General features: G+C 62.4%; 15 protein-coding genes. 3 read left to right on the top strand and 12 right to left on the bottom strand.

The annotated features are described in order from the left end of the window. The first annotated feature begins 66 nt into the window (after positions 1–66). Positions 67–2235: an alpha/beta hydrolase family protein gene (locus CNX70_RS23940; RefSeq protein WP_096237582.1), complete on the top strand. Its 2169-nt coding sequence runs from the start codon at positions 67–69 to the stop codon at positions 2233–2235. Positions 2236–2290: 55 nt separating this feature from the next. On the opposite strand, the gene CNX70_RS23945 is transcribed toward CNX70_RS23940, so the two are convergent. The 5 genes from CNX70_RS23945 to CNX70_RS23965 form a co-directional block, all read right to left on the bottom strand. Then, the gene (locus CNX70_RS23945; protein WP_096237583.1) at positions 2291–3583 is read right to left on the bottom strand and encodes an MFS transporter; all 1293 of its coding nucleotides are present in this window, start codon (positions 3581–3583) and stop codon (positions 2291–2293) included. A 167-nt stretch (positions 3584–3750) separates the two neighbouring features. Beyond that, positions 3751–4482 (bottom strand): BON domain-containing protein, encoded by a 732-nt coding sequence (locus CNX70_RS23950; protein WP_096237584.1) that lies wholly within the window; start codon positions 4480–4482, stop codon positions 3751–3753. Positions 4483–4586: 104 nt separating this feature from the next. Beyond that, positions 4587–5291: a hypothetical protein gene (locus tag CNX70_RS23955; RefSeq protein ID WP_244198937.1), complete on the bottom strand. Its 705-nt coding sequence runs from the start codon at positions 5289–5291 to the stop codon at positions 4587–4589. A gap of 146 nt (positions 5292–5437) precedes the next feature. Next, a complete protein-coding gene (locus tag CNX70_RS23960) occupies positions 5438–7162 on the bottom strand; it encodes a dipeptidyl-peptidase 3 family protein (protein ID WP_096237585.1) in 1725 nt (574 codons plus the stop codon). An 80-nt stretch (positions 7163–7242) separates the two neighbouring features. Continuing rightward, positions 7243–7842: a short chain dehydrogenase gene (locus CNX70_RS23965; protein ID WP_096237586.1), complete on the bottom strand. Its 600-nt coding sequence runs from the start codon at positions 7840–7842 to the stop codon at positions 7243–7245. A 111-nt stretch (positions 7843–7953) separates the two neighbouring features. Here CNX70_RS23965 and CNX70_RS23970 point away from each other — a divergent pair, with 111 nt between their 5' ends. Then, a complete protein-coding gene (locus CNX70_RS23970; protein WP_096237587.1) occupies positions 7954–8871 on the top strand; it encodes a LysR family transcriptional regulator in 918 nt (305 codons plus the stop codon). Here the strand turns inward: CNX70_RS23970 and CNX70_RS23975 are convergent, their stop codons facing one another. From CNX70_RS23975 to CNX70_RS23985, 3 genes are read right to left on the bottom strand one after another with little or no spacing between them, the layout of a single operon-like run. Further along, entirely contained in the window at positions 8872–10347 is a 1476-nt protein-coding gene (locus CNX70_RS23975; protein ID WP_244198938.1) for an efflux transporter outer membrane subunit, read from the bottom strand. Positions 10348–10388: 41 nt separating this feature from the next. Then, entirely contained in the window at positions 10389–11987 is a 1599-nt protein-coding gene (locus tag CNX70_RS23980; RefSeq protein WP_096237588.1) for a DHA2 family efflux MFS transporter permease subunit, read from the bottom strand. Positions 11988–11993: 6 nt separating this feature from the next. Beyond that, on the bottom strand, positions 11994–13202 hold the full coding sequence (locus tag CNX70_RS23985) for an HlyD family secretion protein (protein WP_096237589.1): 1209 nt from the start codon (positions 13200–13202) through the stop codon (positions 11994–11996). A 144-nt stretch (positions 13203–13346) separates the two neighbouring features. On the opposite strand from CNX70_RS23985, the gene CNX70_RS23990 reads away from it, so the two are divergent. Continuing rightward, the gene (locus CNX70_RS23990; RefSeq protein WP_096237590.1) at positions 13347–14063 is read left to right on the top strand and encodes a TetR/AcrR family transcriptional regulator; all 717 of its coding nucleotides are present in this window, start codon (positions 13347–13349) and stop codon (positions 14061–14063) included. 23 nt (positions 14064–14086) lie between these two features. On the opposite strand, the gene CNX70_RS23995 is transcribed toward CNX70_RS23990, so the two are convergent. From CNX70_RS23995 to aceE, 4 genes are all read right to left on the bottom strand, one after another. After that, the gene (locus CNX70_RS23995; RefSeq protein ID WP_157751256.1) at positions 14087–15187 is read right to left on the bottom strand and encodes an STAND family AAA ATPase; all 1101 of its coding nucleotides are present in this window, start codon (positions 15185–15187) and stop codon (positions 14087–14089) included. A 321-nt stretch (positions 15188–15508) separates the two neighbouring features. Next, positions 15509–17290: a dihydrolipoyl dehydrogenase gene (gene lpdA, locus CNX70_RS24000; RefSeq protein WP_096237592.1), complete on the bottom strand. Its 1782-nt coding sequence runs from the start codon at positions 17288–17290 to the stop codon at positions 15509–15511. A gap of 10 nt (positions 17291–17300) precedes the next feature. Beyond that, positions 17301–18962, bottom strand: a complete 1662-nt coding sequence (aceF, locus tag CNX70_RS24005; protein ID WP_096237593.1) for a dihydrolipoyllysine-residue acetyltransferase — start codon at positions 18960–18962, stop codon at positions 17301–17303. Positions 18963–19056: 94 nt separating this feature from the next. Beyond that, entirely contained in the window at positions 19057–21753 is a 2697-nt protein-coding gene (aceE, locus tag CNX70_RS24010; protein WP_096237594.1) for a pyruvate dehydrogenase (acetyl-transferring), homodimeric type, read from the bottom strand. Positions 21754–22226: the final 473 nt, after the last annotated feature.

The raw sequence follows: 22226 nt of genomic DNA on the forward strand, positions 1-22226 counted from the left end.
GCAGTACAGGAAACCATGGGCAATAATGTTTCCCGCTGTACTTTTTTCACTTCCCGGACCACGCCCATGACCTTACCCCGTCTTCGCCGTTCCCTCGGCTCCCTGCTGATCGCAGCAGCCTGCGCCTCGATGGCAACGACCATCCACGCCGCCGATACCACGGCGGCTATACCAGTTGCCGCCCCACAAGCGCAAGCCAGACACGCCATCACGCATGAAGACGTATGGCTGATGAAACGCGTGGGCGCGCCCGTCGCCAGCCCGGACGGGCGATGGGCCGTGTTTTCCGTCGTCGACAGTGCCTACTCTAGCCAAGATCAATGGTCGGACCTGTGGATCAAATCGCTGCTTGACGACAGCCCCGCGCGCCGCCTGACCTATTCCAAAAGCGGCGAAGGCGCCGTGGCCTGGTCGCCGGACAGCCGCCAGCTGGTCTTCGTCGCCAAGCGCGACGGCGATGAAGCGGGACAGATTTACCGCCTCGACGTGGCCGCCGGTGGCGAAGCGCAGCGCCTGACCTCGCTCACCCTGGGCGCGCGCATGCCGAAATGGAGTCCGGATGGCAAGCAATTGCTGTTCATCAGCGACATCTATCCAGGCAACAAGACGGAAAGCGACGTCAAGCAAAGCGCCAAGGAGCGCAAGGAACGCAAAGTCAGCGCCCGTTCATATGAAACGACGGCGCCCCGCTACTTCGACAAATGGCTGACCGACAAGCAAGTGCGTCTGTTCGTCATCGACGCCGACGCCGCAGCACGAGGTGACAACACCGCGCGCGACATTCTGTCGGGCACGCAATTGGTCACCCTGCCGGGCTTTGGCGGCGGCCAGGGCGATGAAGGACAATCCTTGGACGCCGTCTGGACGCCAGATGGCAAGGCCGTCGTCTTCAACGCGGCCACCAACCGCGACGCGGCCCAGCGCGAAGCCGTGTATTCGCAACTGTATCTGCTGCCCGTGGCGGGCGGCGAAGCGCAGCGTTTGACGCAGGACAAGCACAGCTACGGTTCCTTGAAATTTTCGGCCGACGGCAAGACCCTGTTCGCCTTGAGCGATGCGCAAACGTCCGGTAAAGTGTATGACGTGAAACGCCTGGCCAGCTTTGCCTGGCCGATGAGCAACCCTGCACCGACGATATTGACAGCCAAGCTGGACCGGTCTATTTCGCGCTTCGTGCTGCCCGAAGGCGGCAAGCGCGTCATTTTCAGCTATGAACACGCGGGCCTGGAAAAGCTGTACTCGATCGATGCCAAGGGTGGCGACGTGCGCGAGGAGCCATCCTTGCCGACGGGCAGCATCAATTCGCTGAGCAGCGGCGGCAAGGCTTTGGTCGGCGTGTGGGAGTCCGCCATCAACCCGCCGGAAATCTATGCGCTCAACGGCAAGCAGCCAAAGCGCCTGACGGCCTTCAACACGGAGAAAGCGAGCAAGATCGATTGGCAGGCGCCCGAGCACTTCTGGTTCACCACGGCCGATGGCCACCAGATCCACAATATGCTCGTCAAGCCCGCCAATTTTGATCCGAACAAGAAATACCCGCTGTTGACCGTCATCCACGGCGGCGCGGCCAGCATGTGGCGCGACCAGTTCGTGCTGCGCTGGAACTATCACTTGCTGGCCAAGCCAGGCTACGTTGTCTTGCTGACGGACTACAAAGGTTCCACCGGCTATGGCGAGGAATTCTCGCGCTCGATTCAGTTCGACCCATTGAAGGGACCGGGCGACGAAGTCAACCAGGGCGTCGATGAAGCCATCAAGAAATACCCATTCATCGACGGCACGAAACTGGCCGCCGGCGGCGCCAGCTATGGCGGCCACCTGGCCAACTGGCTGCAAGCGACCACCACGCGCTACAAGGCCATCGTCTCGCACGCGGGCGAAATGGACTTGATCATGCAATGGGGCACCAGCGACGGCGGTTTTGGCCGTGAAACGAATGCGGGTGGCCCCGTCTGGTCGAACCTGCCCGTGTGGCGCGATCAAAGCCCCGTCATGCAAGCGGGCAATCACGAAAAAGGCACGGGCTTTACCACCCCCATCCTGATCACCGTGGGTGAGCTCGATTACCGCGTGCCGGCCAACAATGCCTTGATGAACTTTGCCGTGCAACAACGCCTGAACGTGCCGGCGAAATTGCTGGTCTTCCCGGACGAAAACCACTGGATCTTGAAGGGCGAGAACAGCCGCTTTTTCTATAGCGAAGTCGAGGGCTGGCTGGCGAAATATTTAAAATAATCCTGCTGCGCGCTTTTTGAAAGGCCAGGCTCCGCTCACGCGGGCCTGGCTTTTTTCATGCAGGCTGGACTGTGGCCACGGCCGCCTTCTGGCGGGCGATTGCCAGCACCATCAACGCGGCGACGAGGCAGGCGGCACCGGCCGCGAACAGGGCCGGGTTGTAGGTCAGCATCAGGGTGCGGATGCGGCCTGCGCCATACGCGGCCACGGCGGCGCCCAGCTGGTGGCCGGCGAAAATCCAGCCGAACACCATGCCCGCCCGCTCCCGGCCGAACGTGGCGCCCACCAGTTTCACCGTCGGCGGCACGGTGGCGATCCAGTCCAGGCCGTAGAACATGGCGAACAGCGACAGGCCGTACAAGGTGAATTCCGAATACGGCAGCCAGAACAGGGACAGCCCCCGCAAGCCGTAATACCAGAACAGCAGTTTGCGGTTGTCATAGCGGTCCGACAGCCAGCCGGACAAGATCGTGCCAAACAGGTCGAAGGCACCCATCATGGCCAGCACGGAGGCGGCCGGCACGGCGGACAGGCCCGAGTCGCCGCACAGGGAAATGAAGTGCGTCTGGATCAATCCGTTGGTGCTGAGGCCGCAGATGAAAAACGTGCCGAAGAGTATCCAGAAGGTACGATTGGAAACCACGCTGCGCAGGATTACGAAAGGCGTGGCAAACGTCATCTTTGCCGCAGGCGGCGCCATCAGGGGCGTGGCCGAGTCGGCGCCATACGGACGCAAGGCCAGGTCCTGCGGGCGGTTGCGCATGCACAGGAAGGCCAGCACGGCGACGATGGCGCAGCTGGCAAACACGGGCATGACGGCCGTGCGCCAGCCGAAGTGCTCGATTAGCCAGGCGCCCACGGGCAGGAACAGCAGCTGGCCCGTGGCCGAACTGGCCGTCAGCACTCCCACCACCAGGCCCCGGTGCGTCTCGAACCAGCGGTTCGCCACCACCGCGCTCAAGACCAGCGCCGTCATGCCCGAGCCCAGCCCCAGCAGGATGCCCCACAGGGCCACCAGGTGCCAGAACTGCGTCATGCGCGTGGCCAGCAGCATGCCGGCAGCGATCAGCCCCAGGGCCACGCAGATGACATTGCGCAAGCCGAAGCGCTCCATCAGGATGGCGGCAAACGGCCCCATCAGGCCAAACAGCACGAAGCGCACGGCCAGGGCCGAGGAAATCTGCTCGGCATCCCAGCCGAACTCGCGGCTCAAGGGCTGCATCAGCGCGCCGGGCAAGCCCAGCGCAGCCGACGAGGTCAAGGCGGTGAGGAAGGTAATGGCGACGATGACCCAGGCGAAGTGGATGCCGCGCCGCGCCAGCCAATGCGAAACAGGATAGGAAAGCATGCTGCCCTCATGAGAAAAAGTGGATACCGATCCACACCAGCGGGCGGGATTTTTCTCATGTTATATTACGATCATAATTTATACAATCAAAAAAAACTGGAGCCACGTCGCGGTGCGCGGCTCCAGTCCTGGCTTCAAGCTTGTGAAATGGGATCAGACCCCAAACATTACTTCACCTTCAAGCCATTCTTCACATCCGTCACGCCTTCCACGCCACGGGCCAGGTCGGCGGCTTTTTTCACTTGCGCCTGGGAAGGCACAAAGCCGCTGAGCATGACGACGCCATTCACCGTTTCCACGTGCACGTCGAGCGCTTTCAAGTCATTGTCCTTGACCAGGTCTGCCTTGATCTTGGTGGTAATGACGGAGTCTTCCACTGCCACCTTGGTGCTGCTGGCCGCATTGCGCGTCATGCAGGCGGCCTTGGCCGTCGCATCCATGGCGTCGCAATTTTCTTTCATCGTGGCGGCGGGATTCTGCGCCACGTTGGAGCCGGCCCTGGCGCCCGTGCTGGCGTCCGCCAGCGCGGCCGTTTTCGCCGCCTTGGCATCGTTCATGCACGTGGTTTTATCGGTGCCCGTGCGGTCGCCGCACTTGGCCTTGGCCATGTCATACTCGGCATTGGCAACATCCTTGCGGGCCTTGCCCAGTTCGCGCGGCGTGTTGCGGTATTGCGCCACGGCGTCCGATTCGGCCTTGGCGCGCGCCACTTTGGCTTCTTCCACGCAGACTTTTTTCGCGTTGCCGCTGTGGGCATCGCAAGCAGCCTTGGCCTGCTTGTAGTCGGCCGTTGCCTTGTCCGTCAAGCTCTTGTACGAAGCATCCTGCGCATACGCGGGCGCGGCGGCAAGCAGGGCGCTGGCACTGGCGGCCAGCATGAGTGCGATCATTTTGTTCATGATGGTTCCTCTCTGGTTAGTTGATGCCCAGATTAGACCCCTGCCGCACGCAAAGCTCCGTGCGACAACACACGCTGACAGGTCATCCGCGTAAAAATCAGCGTTTATTTGTCGCCGCTCAAACCCTTTCGCCACAATACTTGCGCCTGTTCAAATGGTGAAGCGGCCTCAGCAAATGTACCTTTGCCATCGCCCAGCGCCAGCCATGCCTGCGTGGCGTGGGAACTGCCTGCACCGCCATCCGCGCCATCGCTGCCGGCGCGCACGCCGCGCATCCAGGCCAGCACAGCAGGGTATTGCCCGGGGTAGCGTGCATGCATCCAGGCCAGCGCCACCAGATCCGCATAGGCCTCTTCGCGACGCGTCTCGCGCAGCTCCTGCGCCAGCGGTGTCAACTTGCCCCGCTGCCTGCTGCGCGGCTCGATAAAGCCGCGTGGCAAGGCGTGCCAGTCGCCCTGTGCATAGCGCTGGCAATGGCCGATTTCATGCGCCATCATCGCTTCCATCATCATGCCTTGGCGCGCAGCCGGCACGCCCTGCAAGACACTGTCCGCCTGCGCATTCCCGCGCAAGGAGAGCACCAGCTTGCAGCGCCCCGCTTCGTAGCCCAGCGCCAGCGGCACGGCGCCGGGCGCATCTTGCGGTTGCACGATGATATCGATGGGCAAACCTTGCGCGCGCGCGAATGCGATGACGGGCTGGCCGGCCTGCAGCCAGCGGCTTTCCAGATCGGTGAGCTGGGCGGCAGCCACGGCGGGCACAGGGGATAAAGCGATGAGCAAGCTCATCAGCAAGAGCGGATTTGGCATGGGATAGACGGGACGGAAGAGAAGCAACTACTGCAGAGTAAGCGGTGAAAATATTTCCACAAGGAAAAACTGGCAACTTTTCATAAATAAAGACGAAAAAAACCGGTGCAGTGCACCGGCTTTTCACACTGACAATAGTCTCGGGTTTATTTCTTCGCAGTCATTGCTTTGTCCAGCGCACGGGCCGTGACGAATTCCGGGCGGATATCGTTCGGTACGGCCTTCATCTTGTCGAGCGCTACCTGCACTTCAGGGCGGATCACCACGTACTTGCTCATCAGTGCTTGCGCGCGCGCATAGTCGCCCGTCGCCTCGATGGTCAGAAATTCGCGGTCCAGGTCGATCACGGCCTGTTTGATCTTGCCAAAATCGACGCCGAACTTGCCGTCGCCCAGGGAAATAAAACCACCCTTGTCGAGGATGTAATTGATCTGGATGGCCATGCCGCGCGCGTGCGAATCGGTCAGGCCGAAATGCAGGGTGCGGAAACCGGAAGCGAGGAAAGTGTTGTACAGCTTGCGCTCGGCCGCGGCGCCCTGGCCCAGGGTATCGTTGAGTTGTCCCTTGTCCATCATGTAGCGCAGCGCAAACAGGCCCGTGATGTCGGCCTTGGCTTCTTCGATGGTCGAATATGCTTCCTTCAAGTCCTGGCGCGGCGTCGATGGCTTGCCGTCGACGACGGTGGCGTGCGGGCCCAGGCCGTGCATGATTTCATGCGCGAGGATGTGCGTGAAGAAGGAATTGAAATCCACGTCCTGCTGCGCTTCGGGCGTCAGCACCAGTTTCGAGATCGGCGTCAGGGTGGCCTTGAACTTGGCTTCCTGCACATTCTTCAACATGACGCGCTTCGAGCCGCGCGCACTGATGATGCGCTCGTCGTTCGGCAAGTTGTAGGCGGCCGTCTGCACGGCCATGTTGCCGTCGCCGGCGCCATACACCTGGTTGACCACCACCATCGGCGCCAGCGCGCCCACTTTCGGGTTGCGGTACTGGGCGTCGAGCGGCAGGTTGTCTTCCAGCTCCTGCATGTGTTTGGCGAAGAAGTTCAGCTTTTGCGTTTCCGCCTGGTCGCGGATATTCACGTAGGCTTCGAACGCGGCCTTGTAGCCGAACAGTTCGTCGTTATACGTTTCATACGGGCCGATGGTGATGTCGACGGGCGAATCGAGGTCCATCCAGGCGAAGTCGGATGGCAAGTAATCGTTGTCGAGGAAAGCCTTGGCGCGCAGGGTCAAAAACTTCTTCAGCGACGCGTTGTCCGTGGCGGCCGCCGCTTCGTCGAGCAGTTTGGCCAATTGCTTCAGCTCCACCTTGTATTCGTCCGAATACTTGACGGTCTGGTAGGTGCCATCCTTGCCCGCGCGAATCGTCGTGAAGAACCATTGCGCCTGCTGCTTGTCGTCCGCCGGCAAGCCATTCATCCACGTTTCCAGGCTGGCCTTGGTGGCGCCCTGCGGATAGAAATTGCCCGCTTCCGGCTTGTGTGCGGGAATGGCCATGCCCGCATAGCTGGCCGGCATGAACGAGGCGTGCGCGTCGAGCACCGACCATGGGCCCTTGTTGATCCAGAAATAGTTCAGACGGGCCTGGCCCAGCTTGGATTTGTCCTTCTTCAAGGCCGCCCACAAGGCTTCATTGCCGGACCAGCGCTGGCGCAGCTGCAATACGTCGACCAGCTTGGCCGCTTCGACCAGCTTGGCGATGGCCTGGCGGTCGCCGGCAGACAGGTGGGTGACATCGGCGGTCAGTGCGACGGGCGCATAGCGGGCGCTCATGCTGGTCAGTTGTTGCGCGGTGGCCGGGATTGCTGGTGCGGCGCAGGCGCTGCCGACGGCGGCGGCCATCAGCAGGGGAATCAGGAATTTTTTCATGGGGCCTCGGTTAAATTTTGGGGTCAGACCCCAAGTGAGGCAAATTGTAATCCACCAGCGCCCCCGCCTGCAGCGCTGGCCTACCAAACCTTGTACACCTGCCCCGTCTGCGCCCCTTCCACGCTGCGGCTGTAAGCGAGCGCCACGCGGCTGGCGGCGGCCGGCTCGAAGCCGTAGAAGAACGGGCCATACGCGTCCAGCGATTCGGCCAGCACCGTGGGGCTGACGACATTGATGCGCACGCCGCGCGCCAGTTCGATGGCGGCGCCCCGCACGAAGCCTTCCACGGCTGCATTCGTCATGCTGGCGGCCGCGCCGAAGCGGATCGGCTGCTCGGCCACGATGCCGCTGGTGAGGGTGATCGAGCCGCCGTCGTTCAGGTATTCCTGCGCCACCAGCGCCACGTTGACCTGGCCCATCAGCTTGCTGTCCAGACCCAGCCGGAATTGCTCGGGGGTAAACTCGGCCAGGGGGCCGAAATGCAGCTTGCCCGCCGTCACGACGACGGCATCGACCTTGCCGATGCGCTTGAACAGGGCGCGCACTTGCGCGATGTCGCCCATGTCAGCCTGGTGCGTGCCGCTGCGGCTGCCCACTTCGATGATTTCATGGCGTTGCGCCAGTTGCGCGGCGACGGCTGTGCCGATGGTGCCACTGGCGCCGATGATGACGATTTTCATGCTGCTTCCTTGTGTGGGTTGAACGACGGAGCCAGTATGCGCCGCTTACAAAAAGGAATAAATACGCTAGAATTTACAAGATTACTAACCCATAATTTGCAATCGAGGCATATGGATAAATTGCGCAGCATGGAGATTTTTGTCGCCGTCGTCGATGCGGGCAGTTTCACGGCCGCCGCCGAGGCGTTCCAGATTTCGCCCGTGATGGTGGGCAAGCACATCAAGCAGCTGGAAGAGCGGCTGGGTGCGCGTTTGCTGGCGCGCACGACGCGCCGGCAAAGCCTGACGGAAATCGGCCTGCAGTATGTGGACCAGTGCCGCCAGATCCTGGCGCAGATCGCGGCAGCCGAAACGGGCGCGGAAGCGATGCGCTCCACGCCGCGCGGCAAGCTGAAAATCACGGCACCCGTGTCCTTCGGCAGCGAGTGCATCGCGCCGCTGATGGCCGACTACCTCGATGCATATCCGGAAGTGAGCCTGGAATTAAGTCTGAACGACAGGACGGTGGACCTGGTGGAGGAAGGGTTCGATGCGGCCATCCGCATCGGCAAGCTGGAAGATTCCGCCATGGTGGCGCGCGTGCTGCGGCCGTATGCGATGGTGATCTGCGCCGCGCCCGCCTATCTGGCAAGACACGGCACGCCGCGCACGCCGGCCGACCTGGCGCGCCACGAATGCCTGGACTTCATGCAGTGGACGCGCCACGTGCGCTGGCGCCTGGCCAGGAGCGGCGACGACGACGGCAGCCCCGTGCGCGAAAGCCGCTTCCGCTCGAACAATGGCCAGGCGCTGCGCGTGGCGGCCCTGCACGGCTTCGGCATCGTCATGCAGGCGGAAATCCTGATGGCCGGCGATATCGCGGCGGGCCGCCTGGTGCCGCTGCTGGAGGATTACGTACCGGCGCCGCGCCTGATGCATCTGCTGTATGCGCGCGACCGCCAGCCCACACCCAAGCTGACGACCTTCATCGATTTTCTGCTGGAACGCTACGGGCCAGCGGCGACACCGCCGCCGGCCACGCTCACGTAACTAGTTAGCCTTGGCCAGCGTGGCCAGCGCGCCTTCCGGCGCCCAACCCGCGCCAAGCGCGCGGGCCACGGCCACGCTCGCCAGCAAACGCTGGGTCTTGATCTGCGCGGCGGCGCGGTCCGCCGTCAGCGAACTGCGCTGCGCATCGGTGACGTCGAGGTAGGTCGAGATGCCGCGCTCATAGCGCGTGCGCGCCACCAGATAGGCGCGCGCGGCGGCTGCCTGCGACAGGGCCTGGGCGTCGCCCTGCAACTGGCGCTGCTCCACGTCGGACAGCGCATCTTCCACTTCGCGCAAGGCCGTCAGCAGCTTGGTTTCGTGGTTCGCCACGGCTTCCGCATAGCGCGCCTTGGACAAGTCCAGATTGGCCTGGTTGCGGCCAGCGTCGAAGATCGGCAGGGACAGGGCCAGCGGGCCAAAACTGAACTGGCGCGAACCGCCCTGCGCCAGGTCGCGCAGTTTTTCGGAGGCGTAGCCGAAATTGCCCGTCAATTGCAGCGACGGGTAAAACGCACCTTCGGCCACGCCCACTTGCGCGTTCGCCGCGCGCAGGCCCGCCACGCTGGAAACGAGGTCCGGGCGGTGCGCCAGCAGGCTGGCCGGCAAGCCGACGGGAATGGCGGGCGGCAGCGGCAGGCTCGATGGCTCGGCGGCCACCGGCAATTGCAGCGCCGACGGCGGCTTGCCCGTCAGGGTGGCCAGGCTGTTTTCCAGCTGGTTGCGCTGGCGCTTGACTTCATGCAGGTCGGCCTGGGCGTTCGACAGTTCGACTTTCGCGCGCGCCAGGTCCAGCTCATTCGTCAGACCCGCATTGAAGCGCGCCTCGACCAGGTCGGCCGATTCGCGGCGCGTGCCCAACGCGCCATTCAGGATCGCCATTTCCGCATCCAGTCCGCGCAGCTGCCAGTAATTGCTGGCCACTTGCGCCGACAGCATCAGCAGCACGCCGTCGCGGTCGGCCTGCGCCGCCAGCGCCTGCGAATCAGCCGCTTCGACCATGCGTTTTACACGCCCCAGCAAGTCGACTTCATACGACAGCGAACCGCCCACGGAAAAGTTATTACCACTGATGGAGCGGTTGCCCAGAGCCAGGCCCTGCGAAGTGTTGGCCGAGGTACGCGAGTTCGAAATACCCGTGCTGACGTTGACGCTCGGGCCCTGATTGGCGCGCGCCGTGCCGCTTTGCGCCAGCGCCTGCAGCAGGCGCTCGCCGGCCGCCTTCACGCCGGGATTGTCCTGCAGCGCGCTGTGCTCCAGGCGATCCAGGGTCGCGTCGCCGTAGATGCGCCACCACTCTTTGGGCAGCTGCGCTGCATCCGCTGCGGCCGCGCCGTGGCGAAAAACGCCATTGTCGATGCCGGCCACGTTTGCCGGGGCCATGAAATCCTGGCCCACGCTGCCGCAGGCGGACAGCGCCACGGCAAGGGAAGCGGCCAGCGCGATTTTCGTCATTACTGTTTGCATGATGGTTTGCATGATGATTACCTTCTTGTTCTTGAGGTGGCTGCGTGCGGCGCTCAATGACCGCCGCCACCGCCACCGGGAGCTTTGAGTTTGTCGGCCAGCCACAGGGGCACGATGCAGGCCAGCAGGATGGCGCCGATCAGGAAGAAGCCATCGTTGTAGGCCATCACATACGCTTCGCGGCGCACGATGCCGTCGATCGCCTGCAAGGCCTGGTTGCCGGCCGTGACGGCGTCATAGCCTTTGGCCATGAACGACGACGTCAGCTGGTCGATGCGCAGCTGCGTGGCGCTGGAATACGCATTGATCGCTTCGCCCAGGCGCTGCGAATGAAAATGCTCGCGGGTACTCAGGGCCGTGGCCAGCAGGGCGATGCCGATCGAGCCGCCCAGGTTGCGCGTCATGTTGAACAGGCTCGATGCGGACGGCATGTCCTTCGGTGCGATGCCCTTCATGGCGAAGTTCGACAGCGTCAGCATGACGAAGGGCTGGCCCAGCGCGCGCACCACTTGCGACCACAGCAGCTGGTCGTAGCCGGTGGACGCGTCCATGTAGGCATTCATCATGCACGAGCCGCCGAACAGCAGCAGGCCGAACGAGCACAGGATGCGGTTGTCCACCACGGACGACAGCTTGGCGACGAAGGGCATGATGAACAGCTGCGGCAAGCCCACCCACATGATGACTTCACCGATCTGCATCGGCGAATAGCCGGCGATCTGGCCCAGGAACAGCGGCAGCAGGAATGCCGAGCCGTACAGGCCCATGCCCGTCACGGCCGACAGCACGGTGGCGACCAGAAAATTGCGCTGGCCGTACAGGGCCAGGTTGACGAACGGCTCGGCGCGCGTGGCGCTGGTGACGACCCAGCCCAGGATGCCCGTCAGGGCCAGCGCGGCAAAGGCGATGATGAAACCGGAGTCGAACCAGTCCTTCGAATTGCCCTCTTCCAGGAAGATGGTCAGGCAGCCCAGGCCCAGGGCCATGAAGAAGATGCCCAGCCAGTCGGCTTTCCAGAACATCGCCAGCTTCATCGGCTCCTTGTCCAGGCCATAGATCATGCCGGCGATCAGCAGCACGCCTGGCACCCAGTTGATGTAGAAGATCGAAGGCCAGCCATACAGCTCGGAGAGATACCCGCCCAGAGTCGGGCCCATGGCCGGCGCCAAGGTCGCCGTCAGGCCGAAGATGGCCATGCCGACGGCGCGCTTCGACGGCGGCAGCTTGAGCATCACCAGGGTGAAGGCCATGGGAATCAGTGCGCCGCCCGTAAAACCCTGCAGCATGCGGAAGACGATCATGCTTTCCAGGTTCCAGGCCGCCCCGCACAGGGTGGAGAAGAGCAGGAAGAAGGCAGTGGTACCTATCATGTAGGTGCGCAAGCCGAACACGCGCGCCAGCAGCGCGGTGAGCGGGATGACGATAATTTCAGCCACCAGGTAGGCCGTGGAAATCCACGAGCCCTCTTCCTGGGTGGCCGACAGCGAGCCAAGGATATCCTTGAGCGAGGAGTTGGTGATCTGGATGTCGAGCACCGCCATGAAGGCGCCCAGCATGCCGGCGGCGACCGCCAGCCAGGTGCGCCCGGAGACGTTCTCGTCGATCACGGGAAACGCTGGCGGCTTCGCCAGCGTGGTGGAAGGGCTGCTCATGGAAGCTTAGCGGGCGGTGGTCTGGGCGGCAGGAGCAGCAGGAGCTGCGGCGTGGCGCGCGTCCTTTTCCTGATCCGCATTGGGCTGGTTCACTTCCACTTCGGCGATCACCGACATGCCCGGCACCAGGCGGCCATTCATGGCCTTGATGTCTGCCGGCTGGAAGACGATTTTCACGGGCACGCGCTGGACGATCTTGGTGAAGTTGCCGGTGGCGTTATCGGCCGGCAGCAGGGCGAATTGCGCGCCCGAGGCAGGCGCGAAGCTATCCACGGTACCCAGCAGTTTCTTGCCCGGCATGGCGTCGATCGTCACGTGCACGCTCTGGCCGCGGTGCAGATCGGCCAACTGGGTTTCCTTGAAGTTGGCGGTGACCCAGACGTTATCCTGCACGATGGCCGTCAGTTGCTGGCCAGGCTGCACGCGCATGCCCGTTTCCACATTGCGCTTGCCGATGCGGCCAGCGACAGGCGCCAGGATGCGGTTGTATTGCAGCTGCTGCTGCGCGTCTTTCAATTGCACCTGCAACACGGCAACCTGCGCCTTGGCCACGTCGCGCGCAGCTTGCGCCGCACCGATCTGCGCCTTGGCGGCCGAGGCGCTGTCGCGGCGGGCGGCCAGGTCGGCCACGGCGCTCGAACGGGCCGCGTTGGCCCCGTCCAGTTCCGCTTTCGAGACGGCTTTCATCTGGCTCGTGTACAACTGGCCATAGCGCTCCGCATCCTGTTTCGCGCGCAGCAATTGCGCATCGGCTTGCGCCACTTGCGCCTGGGCGGCGCTGGCTTGCGCCTGCACTTGTGCGATCTGCGCGTCGGCTTGCAGCACTTGCTGCTCGGCGCTGGCGATCTGCGCGGCGATCTGCTCGGTTTTCACGCGCTGGTCGAACGGATCGAGTTCCGCGATCACGTCGCCCTCTTTCACCATTTGATTGTCGTCGATGAAGACCTTGGTGACGACGCCGGAAATGCGCGCCGAGACAGGGTGCACATGGCCGGACACATAGGCGTTTTCCGTTTCCACGAAATAGTGGCTGCGGTACCACATGCGCGCGCCAGCGCCCAGAGCGACGAGGACAATCAGGCCGGCGATGATTTTGACGCGGTTGTTGGGTGGTGCGGAGCTGGCGGAAGCGGCGGGCGTGGAAGGTGCGGCAGGGGCCGCGGGTGGGACGGCGCTCAGCACCTTGTGCTCTGCTTGGCCTGGCTGGTTGGACATACTCGCTCCGAAAATGAAATGATATAGGTTCATTATTGGGCAAAGAAAAACCAAAGTCAAGAAATGAAACGATTGCATTTCATTTTAATTTGCACTACAGTGTGAGCCATCACTTACCTTCCAACTTATAAAGAGACCCAGACCATGTCCGATCCCGGCCTCAGCGATACCTTGCCCACCACGACAGAATCCGACGCCGCCCAGGAGCTTTCCTGCTGCGGCAAGCCGGCCGGCCGCCCGCGCGCGGCCGACATGGAAGCGCGCATGGAAAACCTGCTGCACACGGCCGGCTGCCTGTTTCTGGAAAAAGGGTATGGAAAGGTGAGCCTGGAAATGATCGCCCGCGAAGCCCATGTGGCCGTGCGCACGATTTATGTGAAATTTGGTGGCAAGGCAGGCTTGTTCAATGCCGTGGTGGAATTGCGCCGCGCCGCCTATTTTTCGACCATGCCGGCGCTGGAAACGGATATGCGGCCCCTGGCCACCATCCTGGGCGAATTCGGCCTGCTGTTCGTGCAACTCGTCACCATGCCGGCGGCCATCCGCCTGAACCGCATGGTGGTGGCTGAAGCGGCCACACACCCGGAACTGGCGGAAACGTTTTACAAGGTGGGGCCGGGGCAGACGCGCGAGATGCTGAGCAAGTTTTTCAGCCGTCCCGACATCGCGCCGCTGTTTCGCGCGGAATTGACGCCCGCCATCCTGGCCCTGCACCTGCTCAATTGCCTGTTGGGAGATCAGATGTCGCGCCTGCTGTTTCCGCCGCAAGCCCAACCCGATGTAGCGCAATTGCGCGCCAAGGTAGCGCTCAGCCTGGACCTGTTCTTGCGCGGCACCTTGCGCAAGCCACTCGCAGCCTGATACGCGACGGCCTGGCGCGGAAGTCAGCCGAGGGGGCTGCCGTCTTCCTGCATCGCCGCTGCGGCACGCTCCTCGTTCAAGCCCAGCGCGCGCAGGAAAGGCTGAGCCGTCGACGTGCCACCCAGGCTAAGTGAAGACTCACTTCCATCATGCCGTTCCGGGCCATAACGCATCAGATCGAACGAGGTTTCAAAGCGCTGCGCCAGGAAATAGGTGCGGAAATAATCGAAGGAAAATGCCACCTGGCCATCGGTCCGCAGCAGCAAGCCCTGCGCATACAGCGGCGCCAGCCATTCTCCGGCGGCCATGCTCCAGCCCTTCACAGCGCAATAGTCGCTGGTAAAACGCTGCAGTTCGGCTTCGCCGAGGAATACGCTCTTGGCTTCGAACATCACGAATGCGAGCTCGATCAGGAATTCGCGCGCATCCGCAGCCACGCCGGCGCCCTCACGCTGCTGCCCGCCCGCCTGGCCCAGCAAGCCATCGAGATAAGCGCGTTCGCCTGCCAGCTGCGGCAGCAAGGTGGCAAACACATGCTCGGCATCCATCTGCCCCGTTTCCTGTCCATTCGGCGTGTACAGCACCGACAGAGCGAAGTTCTTGCTCACGTCGTCGAACTCGCGCAGCGACACCGTCCACTGCGTGCCTGGCGCGTCGCCATCTGCCGCGACCGTGCCGAACTCAAGCACGGAAAACGCCGCCATCTGGCCATGCGCACCGTACAGGCTGCCGGGATTGCTCTTGAACAGGATGCCAAGCGACTTCATCAGTGAACTGGCATCGCCCGTATGCTGATGGCCGTGGAACACGGCGTGGATATTCTTGTAGTGCGCGCGCTGCTCGGCGCTGGCGTGCTCATCGGCGGAGAAAAAACTGAAGCCCGCATTGCCCAGCGCCGCCGCCGTAACACCCTGCGCGCGGCTGCCCGGCACCAGGTAAAAACGCGCGCCGGGCAAGCTGGCCGCCTGCAGCAAGGGGCGCAGGAAATATTCGTAGACATACACGGGTGTCGTGCCGGCACAGGCGTCCGGCGCCACCAGCTGGCCCGTGAAGAAAATCGCATCGATCTGCTTGCCCGCCGCCAGGATAGCGGCCACATCCTGGTACAAGGCATGCAGTATCACGGCTTGCTCTTGCTCATCAGCCCGACACAAACGGACATCGGCGATATGAAGGGCGGTAAATTTTTTCATCGTTGCAAAACTCTTTCAGTACAGCGGAATTTGACCGAACCCCACGCTGGCAACATTCCTGGAAAAATCACGCGTTCTATTGAAGCAGAACATAGTGACAGACCCTCATTCTGCCACTTTTTCCATGCGGCAATACTCACCAATTTTCACATGACACCGCTGCGCCACGCTTTACCATGCTGAAGGTCAAAGGAAATAAAAAAACCCGCAATCGCTTGCGGGTTTTTGATGTTGCAACGTGCGCTTAAAACATCAGCGCTTGCGCGGTGGCGGCAAGTCCGTGCACACGCCTTCGTACACTTCAGCGGCCATCCCGATCGATTCACCCAGCGTCGGGTGCGGGTGGATGGTCTTGCCGATGTCGGTGCCGTCGCAGCCCATTTCGATGGCCAGCGCGATTTCGCCGATCATGTCGCCCGCATGCGTGCCGACGATGGTGCCGCCGATGATGCGGTGCGTTTCCGCGTCGAACAGCAGCTTGGTGAAGCCTTCGGCGCGGCCGTTGGCCACGGCGCGGCCCGAGGCGGCCCACGGGAAGTGGCCCTTCTCGACCTTGATGCCCTTGGCTTTCGCTTCGTCTTCCGTGATGCCGGCCCATGCCACTTCCGGGTCCGTGTAGGCGACCGACGGAATCACCTTGACGTCGAAGTGCGACTTCTGGCCGGCGGCAGCTTCCGCTGCCACGTGGGCTTCATGCACGGCCTTGTGCGCCAGCATCGGCTGGCCGACCAAATCGCCGATGGCGAAGATGTTCGGCACGTTGGTGCGCATCTGGCTGTCGACTTCGATGAAGCCGCGGTCGGTGACGTTCACGCCGGCCTTGTCGGCAGCGATCTTCTTGCCGTTCGGGCTGCGGCCCACGGCGACCAACACCAGGTCATAGATTTGCGGCGCCGGCGCCGTGGCACCCGCTTCGGCCGCTTCGAACGTGACCTTGATACCTTCCGGCAGCGCTTCCACGGCGACCGTCTTGGTCTTGGTCATGATGTTGTCGAAGCGCTTTTCATTGAACTTCTGCCACACCTTGACGGCATCGCGGTCGGCTCCCTGCATCAGGCCATCCATCATTTCGACCACGTCGATGCGCGCACCAAACGTGGAATAGACGGTCGCCATTTCCAGGCCGATGATGCCGCCGCCGATGACCAGCATGCGTTTCGGGATCTGGCGCAATTCCAGCGCGCCCGTCGAATCGACGATGCGCGGGTCTTCCGGCACGAAGGGCAGCTTCACCACGGACGAACCGGCGGCGATGATGGCTTGCTTGAACTGCACGACTTTTTTCGAGCCGTCGCCTGCCGTCACTTCGATGTGATTCGCGGAGAGGAACTGGCCCACGCCCGTCACCACTTGCGTCTTGCGCGCCTTGGCCATGCCGGCCAGACCGCCCGTCATGTTCGAGATCACACCTTCCTTGTACTTGCGTACCTGGTCGATGTCGATCGTCGGCTTGGCAAATGTCACGCCCGTGTTGCCCATGTGCGCCGTCTCGTCGATGACGGAGGCAACGTGCAGCAGCGCCTTCGACGGGATGCAGCCCACGTTCAGGCACACGCCGCCCAGGGTGGCGTAGCGCTCGACGATGACGGTGCTCAGGCCCAGATCGGCCGCGCGGAACGCCGCCGAATAACCGCCAGGACCGCCGCCCAATACCATCATGTCGACGTCGATGTCGACCTGGCCGCTGTAACTGCCGGCCGGGATGGCGGCGACAGACGCTGCTGCCGGAGCCGGAGCCGCAGCAGGTGCTGCCGCTGGCGCAGGAGCAGCCACTGGTGCGGCAGCTGCAGCGCCTTCAGATGCTTCCAGCACCAGCAAGGCGCTGCCTTCGGCGATCTTGTCGCCGACCTTGACCTTGATTTCCTTGACGACGCCGGCGTGGGTCGATGGAATCTCCATGCTGGCCTTGTCCGATTCGACCGTGATCAGCGACTGGTCCACCTTGATGGTGTCGCCTACCTTGACCATCAATTCGATGACTTCGACTTCCTTGAAGTCGCCGATATTCGGTACTTTTACCTCTACTGTGCTCATCAATCGCTCCTTACAGCAGAATTTTGCGCATGTCGGCCAGGACTTCGCCGAGGTACACGGAGAATCGCGCGCCCATCGCGCCATCGACCACGCGGTGGTCGTAGGACAGCGAGGTGCCCATCATCAAACGTGGCTGGAAGGCCTTGCCATCCCATACCGGCTTGATCGAGGCTTTCGACAGACCCAGAATCGCCACTTCCGGCGCATTCACGATAGGCGTAAAGTGCGTGCCGCCGATGCCGCCCAGGGACGAAATCGTGAAGCTGGCGCCCTGCATGTCGGCCGGTTTCAGCTTGCCTTCGCGCGCCTGCAAGGAGAGTTCCGTCATTTCGCGGGCGATCTGCGAGACCGACTTCTGGTCCGCGCCCTTGATCACCGGTACCACCAGGCCATTCGGCGTGTCGGCGGCGAAGCCGATGTTGTAGTACTGCTTGAGGATCAGGTTTTCGCCCTTGGCATCGAGCGAAGCGTTAAACGCGGGGAATTTCTTCAGCGCGGCAACGGACGCCTTGATGACGAAGGCCAGCATGGTCAGCTTGGCCGCATCCTTGTTCTTCGCATTGGCGGCGTTGGTGTCGACGCGGAACGCTTCCAGGTCCGTCACATCCGCTTCGTCGAACTGCGTGACGTGCGGGATCATGACCCAGTTGCGGTGCAAATTCGGACCCGAGATTTTCTTGATGCGCGACAGCGGCAGCAGTTCGGTCGTGCCGAACTTGGCAAAATCGAGCGACGGCCATGGCAGCAGATCCAGGCCCACGCCCGAACCGCCTTTGGCAGCGGCTGGCGCATTTGGCGCGGCAACAGCGCCCGACATCACGCCCTTGACGAAGTTCTGCACGTCTTCCTGGGTGATGCGGCCCTTCGGACCGGAACCGCCCACGCTGGCCAGGTCCACGCCCAGTTCGCGTGCGAACTTGCGGATCGATGGCGACGCGTGCGCCAGCTTGCCGTTGACGGCAGGCGCGGCGGCAGGGGCAGCAGCAGGGGCAGCGGCGACCGGCGCCGAAGCGACGGCAGCGGCTGGTGCGGCGGCAGCTTGCGCTGGCGCAGCGGCTGGGGCAGCAGCGGCAGGAGCAGCAGCGGCGCCGGTCGTTTCCACCACCAGTACCAGACTACCCTTGGCAACCTTGTCGCCGACCTTGACCTTCAATTCCTTGACGATACCGGCGTGGCTCGATGGGATTTCCATGCTGGCCTTGTCCGATTCGACCGTCAGCAGCGACTGATCGACCTTGATCGCATCGCCGACCTTGACCATCAGTTCGATGACTTCGACTTCCTTGAAGTCGCCGATATCGGGCACGGTCACTTCGACCAGCCCGCCAGCGGCGGCGGGCGCTGCGGCAGGTGCGGCAGCGGCGGCAGCTTCAGCAACTGGCGCGGCTGCCGGTGCAGGCGCAGCGGCGGCAGGCGCCGGAGCGGACGCGTCGTCCGCCACTTCCAGCAGCAGCACCAGCGAACCTTCGGCGATCTTGTCGCCCACGTTGACTTTCAATTCCTTGACGACACCGGCGTGGCTCGATGGAATTTCCATGCTGGCCTTGTCCGATTCGACCGTGATCAGGGACTGGTCGACCTTGACCGTGTCGCCCGGCTTGACCATCAGTTCAATGATCTCGACTTCCTTGAAATCGCCGATATCCGGGACTTTGACTTCCACAATGCTCATAGCTTGCTCCGTTATTTTATTTGTCAGATGGACCCGCACACATGCCAGGGCGGCACTTTCGCACCGCCCTGGCATCATCGGGTCCGCACAACGATTACTGGGTCACCGGATTCGGTTTGTTCGCGTCGATGCCGTACTTGGCGATCGCCTGCTCCACCACCGACACGTCGATCTTGCCTTCGTCAGCCAGCGATTTCAACGCGGCCACGGTGACATAATAACGGTTCACTTCGAAGAACTCGCGCAGCTTGGCGCGGCTGTCCGAGCGGCCAAAGCCATCGGTGCCCAACACTTTGTAGGTGCGGCCCTTCGGCATGAAGGCGCGGATCTGTTCTGCAAACGCGCGCATGTAGTCGGTCGTGGCGACGATCGGGCCTTCCGTATCCTGCATAAGCGACGTCACGTAAGGCACGCGCTGCTGTTTCGACGGGTTGACCATGTTCCAGCGTTCGGCATCCTGGCCATCGCGGGCCACCAGGGTCAGCGACGGCGCCGACCACACGTCCGCAGCCACGCCCCAGTCGTTTTGCAACAGTTCGGCAGCGAAGATCGATTCGCGCAGGATGGTGCCGCAACCGATCAGTTGTACGCGCAGCTTGGCGTCCGCCTGGCCTTCCTGCAGCTTGTACATGCCTTTCAGGATGCCTTCTTCCTGGCCTGGCTTGATGCCTGGCTGGGCGTAGTTCTCGTTCATGATCGTGATGTAGTAGAACACATCTTCCTGGTTGGCGATCATGCGGCGCAAGCCGTCCTGGATGATGACGGCGACTTCATGGCTGAAAGTCGGATCGTACGGCATGCAGGTCGGGATGGTGGCGGCGAAGATATGGCTGTGGCCATCTTCGTGCTGCAAGCCTTCGCCGTTCAAGGTCGTACGGCCGGCCGTGCCGCCCATCAGGAAGCCGCGGGCGCGCATGTCGGCCGAAGCCCATACCTGGTCGCCGATGCGCTGGAAGCCGAACATCGAGTAGAAGGTGTAGAACGGGATCATGATGCGGTCGTTGGTCGAATACGACGTCGCCGCAGCGATCCACGAGCTCATGCCGCCCGCTTCGTTGATGCCCTCTTGCAGGATCTGGCCAGCCTTGTCTTCGCGGTAGTACATGACCTGATCTTTGTCGACCGGCTCGTACAACTGGCCTTTCGGGTTGTAGATGCCGATCTGGCGGAACAGGCCTTCCATGCCGAAGGTACGCGATTCATCGACCAGGATAGGCACCACGCGCTGGCCCAGGTTCGGGTCTTTCAGCAGGGTCGAGATGACGCGCACGAACGCTTGCGTGGTGGAGATTTCACGGCCTTCCGGCGTAGCATCGAGCACGTTCTTGAAGGCGTCCAGGCCAGGCACGGGCAGGGTTTCTTCCGACTTCTGGCGGCGCTGCGGCAGGTAGCCACCGAGGGCCTTGCGGCGCTCGTGCAGGTAGACCATTTCCGGCGCGTCGTCGGCAGGCTTGAAGAACGGAATATCGGCCAGCTTGTCGTCAGGGATAGGCAGCGAGAAGCGGTCGCGCATTTCGCGAATCGCTTCGTCGTCGAGTTTTTTCGTCTGGTGCGCCGTGTTGCGCGCTTCGCCGGACTTGCCCATGCCGTAGCCCTTGACGGTTTTCACCAGCAGGACGGTCGGCTGGCCCTTGTGTTCCTGGGCGATCTTGAAGGCCGCGTAGATCTTGTGCGGATCGTGACCGCCACGGGTCAGGCGCCAGATGTCGTCGTCCGTCATGTTGGCAACCATTTCCAGCAGCTTCGGATGCTTGCCGAAGAAGTGCTTGCGCACGTAGGCGCCGTCTTTCGCTTTGTAGTTCTGGTATTCGCCGTCGACGGTTTCCATCATCACGCGCTGCAAGATACCTTCCTTGTCTTGCGCCAGCAGGGCATCCCAGCCCGGACCCCAGATGACCTTGACGACGTTCCAGCCGGCGCCACGGAATTCGCCTTCGAGTTCCTGGATGATCTTGGTATTGCCGCGCACGGGGCCGTCCAGGCGCTGCAGGTTGCAGTTGACCACGATGACCAGGTTGTCGAGCATGTCGCGTGCGGCCAGGCCGATCGCGCCCAGGGATTCCGGCTCGTCCATCTCGCCATCGCCGCAGAAGGCCCAGATCTTGCGGTTATCGGTCTTGGCGATGCCGCGTGCGTGCAGGTATTTCAGGAAGCGCGCCTGGTAGATCGCCATGTGCGGGCCCAGGCCCATCGACACGGTCGGGAACTGCCAGAAGTCCGGCATCAGTTTAGGATGCGGGTACGAGGACAGGCCCTTGCCGTCGACTTCCTTGCGGAAGTTCAGCATTTGCTCTTCCGTCAAGCGGCCTTCGAGGAAGGCGCGCGCGTAGACGCCGGGCGAGGAGTGGCCCTGAATGTACAGCAGGTCGCCGCCGTGGTCGGCCGTTGGTGCGTGCCAGAAGTGGTTGAAACCGATGCCCAGCATGTTCGCCAGCGAAGCAAACGAGGACAAGTGGCCACCCAGGTCGCCGTCGGCGCGGTTGGCCTTGACCACCATGGCCATGGCGTTCCAGCGCATCCACGAGCGCAGGCGCTCTTCGTATTCCAGGTTGCCGGGACAGTGTGCTTCTTGCTTGGTGGGGATGGTATTGACGTAGGCGGTGGTGCTGGAGAACGGGATCTGGGCGCCACGGCGGCGGGCCAGGTCGACCATGCGCTCCATCAGGTAATGCGCGCGTTCCGGACCTTCATTTTCCAGAACGGCTTCGAGCGCGTCCAGCCACTCCTTGGTTTCCTGCATATCCGGGTCGGTGCCGATCTGTGTCGTTACCTGGTTCAGTTGAGCTGACATCTGTTGAGTCTCCTTTGTGAACGCCCCACCCCGATTTTCCGGATCGCTGTCGGACGGTATTTCGCTGATTATTTACTATTAAGTCGGTTTAGTGTGGGGATTCTAACAGCGTATTTACTATTTTTCAAATTACGATATAGCATTTCATATTGTGAAATCGCCCTATGAAATTTATGCTGCACTGCCGCAAATTCTGCCTGGAAATTAGGGTGATCAAAGTGCCAAAAACGACGGGAACATGCACACCAGCAAAACGCATTAACGCCCCAGTCGTCCGCACAGGCATACCGGGCCAGCGGGCCTGAAAAATGTCGAGGGCAAGGCGCGGCGACGCAGACAGTACGCCAGTACGGCAAGGAGCTGCAACGCCGCCATCGGCATTTTCTCAGGCCCGCGTTTCCGGCCCGCTGTTGTTAAGCCTTGCGCTTTTAAACGCATGGCACTGCTTAACTTAAAGGCTTGGCGCCAAAACC

This window comes from Janthinobacterium svalbardense (assembly GCF_002327145.1).
Taxonomy (GTDB): Bacteria; Pseudomonadota; Gammaproteobacteria; order Burkholderiales; family Burkholderiaceae_D; genus Janthinobacterium; species Janthinobacterium tructae.

Excerpts from the sequence above, each read along its gene's own strand:
- CNX70_RS23950 (WP_096237584.1), bottom strand. The coding sequence starts at position 4,482 with ATGAACAAAATGATCGCACTCATGCTGGCCGCCAGTGCCAGCGCCCTG.
- CNX70_RS23990 (WP_096237590.1), top strand. The coding sequence starts at position 13,347 with ATGTCCGATCCCGGCCTCAGCGATACCTTGCCCACCACGACAGAATCC.
- lpdA (WP_096237592.1), bottom strand. The coding sequence starts at position 17,290 with ATGAGCACAGTAGAGGTAAAAGTACCGAATATCGGCGACTTCAAGGAA.
- CNX70_RS23980 (WP_096237588.1), bottom strand. The coding sequence starts at position 11,987 with ATGAGCAGCCCTTCCACCACGCTGGCGAAGCCGCCAGCGTTTCCCGTG.
- CNX70_RS23975 (WP_244198938.1), bottom strand. The coding sequence starts at position 10,347 with ATGCAAACCATCATGCAAACAGTAATGACGAAAATCGCGCTGGCCGCT.
- aceE (WP_096237594.1), bottom strand. The coding sequence starts at position 21,753 with ATGTCAGCTCAACTGAACCAGGTAACGACACAGATCGGCACCGACCCG.
- CNX70_RS23965 (WP_096237586.1), bottom strand. The coding sequence starts at position 7,842 with ATGAAAATCGTCATCATCGGCGCCAGTGGCACCATCGGCACAGCCGTC.
- CNX70_RS23955 (WP_244198937.1), bottom strand. The coding sequence starts at position 5,291 with ATGCCAAATCCGCTCTTGCTGATGAGCTTGCTCATCGCTTTATCCCCT.
- CNX70_RS23985 (WP_096237589.1), bottom strand. The coding sequence starts at position 13,202 with ATGTCCAACCAGCCAGGCCAAGCAGAGCACAAGGTGCTGAGCGCCGTC.
- CNX70_RS23960 (WP_096237585.1), bottom strand. The coding sequence starts at position 7,162 with ATGAAAAAATTCCTGATTCCCCTGCTGATGGCCGCCGCCGTCGGCAGC.
- CNX70_RS23970 (WP_096237587.1), top strand. The coding sequence starts at position 7,954 with ATGGATAAATTGCGCAGCATGGAGATTTTTGTCGCCGTCGTCGATGCG.
- aceF (WP_096237593.1), bottom strand. The coding sequence starts at position 18,962 with ATGAGCATTGTGGAAGTCAAAGTCCCGGATATCGGCGATTTCAAGGAA.
- CNX70_RS23945 (WP_096237583.1), bottom strand. The coding sequence starts at position 3,583 with ATGCTTTCCTATCCTGTTTCGCATTGGCTGGCGCGGCGCGGCATCCAC.
- CNX70_RS23940 (WP_096237582.1), top strand. The coding sequence starts at position 67 with ATGACCTTACCCCGTCTTCGCCGTTCCCTCGGCTCCCTGCTGATCGCA.